General features: G+C 75.1%; 2 protein-coding genes. Both read right to left on the minus strand.

The window, feature by feature from the left end; genetic code table 11:
* On the minus strand, nucleotides 1–886 hold an 886-nt coding region (locus tag G3I65_RS33965), incomplete at its 3' end, for a GAF domain-containing protein (RefSeq protein ID WP_309235873.1).
* Nucleotides 887–1,101: 215 nt separating this feature from the next.
* Nucleotides 1,102–1,756 (minus strand): sigma-70 family RNA polymerase sigma factor (locus G3I65_RS33970; RefSeq protein ID WP_160699726.1); only part of this gene is annotated, 655 nt, incomplete at its 5' end.

Below are 1,756 nucleotides of genomic sequence, written 5' to 3' on the forward strand. Positions count from 1 at the left end.
GTTCGCGACGGCTCGGGCGCAGCAGCCAGCCCCCGGGCACCGGCTCGGGTTCGCACGCCCCGATCCCGCGCACGGCCACCGGAACGCCGGGGCTGGGCGCGGCGACCCGGTCGATCCCGGAGACCCCGCTCTGCGCGGCGACCCAGCCGTGGTCGTCGACGACCAGCCCAGGCCCGCCGCGGAGCACGTGCCCGGACAGCTGCCGGAGACCTTGCAGCCGGGCCTCGTGCCGCTGCCACAGCAGCGCTTCGACGAGCCGCACGGACGTCCCGACCAGCGCGACGGTCATCGGGTGCACGGTCTCGGCGGGCCCGCTGACGTCGACGATGCCGAGCAGCTCGCCGCTGCGCGGGTCGTGCACGGGGTAGGCGGTGCAGGCCCAGGTGTGGTGCGACCGCACGAAGTGCTCGGCGGCGAACATCTGCACGGGCGCGGCCTCGGCCAGCGCGGTCCCGATCGCGTTGCTGCCGATGGCGGGCTCCGACCAGGTGGCCCCCTCGGTGAAGCCGAGCGAGTCGGCGCGGTGCCGTACGCCTCGCGAGCCTTCGCGCCAGAGGACGACCCCGTCGGCGTCGGTGACGACCATGAGGTGCCGCGCGTCTTCGGCGACCGACGTGAGAGCGCCCCGCAGCTCGGGCAGCACTTCGTTCAGCCGGCAGCCGCTCCGCCGCCGTTCGACCTCGGCGATCCCGACGGGATCGGGCGCCGGCGGCCGATCGGGATCGACCCCTTGCGCGGCGACGCGGCGCCACGAGCGTTCGACGAGCAGCCGCGGCGCGGTTTTGGGTGCCTTCCCGGCCAGGACGGCGTCGTGGATGCCCGCGAGCAGCCGGGCGTGCCCGGCCACGTCGGTGCCGGGCCGGACCGCGCAGACGCCTTCGTCCACCGCCACCTCCTGGGCCGGGGCTTCACGGTAACCCCGCCGGTGGGGGGTGGGGCAACCTTCCCGCAACGTCGGGTGATGGGCGGCCCGGGATTGGGTGCGCGCGTTGTCCTGGCGTAGTGAATGACTCATTCATGTCGTCCGACGACATGAATGAGTCATTCACTACATGCCGGGCCAGGGTCCGGCGAAGTCGCGCCGGCGAGCGGGCCGGCCGGTCAGCCGGTGAGGCGGGCCGCCGTCGTCGGGAGTTCGCGGTTGGCCTCGTCCAGGCCCGTCGCCACCGTGCGGCACGAGCCGCAGCCCGCGATGTGCGCCGCGATCGCCGACGCTCGGCGCTGGGACAGCCCGCCGCGGACCCACGCGCCCATCCGGCGGCGGGGCTCGCGGCAGATCGGTTCCTCCGCGTCCGGCACCTGGACCTGCAGGTACGCCTGCCGCAACCCTTCACGCGCCCGCATCGCCAGCGCCGCCACACTGTTGGGTGAAAGTCCGAGCAGGGGCGCGACCTCGGTCGGGGTGTCGCCCTCCGCCTCGGTCCGCCAGAGCACGGTCCGCCACCGGCCCGGGAGCGTGCAGTACGCCGTCCACACCAGCTTTTCGTTCGACCGGTGCAGCGCCAGTTCGTCGGCCCCGCCGGCCGCGCAGGACTCGGGGACCGTCTCGCACAGCTCGACGCGGCTGCCTTGCCTGCCCCAGCGGGAAACCAGGTTCCGCATGGTCGCCACGAGGTACGGCCGCAGGTCGCCCTCCGGGCCGCCGCCGGCGCGGACCACCGCCAGGACGCGGGCGAACGCCTCGGCCACCAGGTCGTCGCGCTCGGCGGGCTGGTTCGCCCAGCCGCTCGCGATGCGGCGCAGCGGACCCGCGTGC

Origin of the sequence: Amycolatopsis sp. SID8362 (assembly GCF_010550475.1) — a bacterium.
GTDB lineage: Bacteria > Actinomycetota > Actinomycetes > Mycobacteriales > Pseudonocardiaceae > Amycolatopsis > Amycolatopsis eburnea.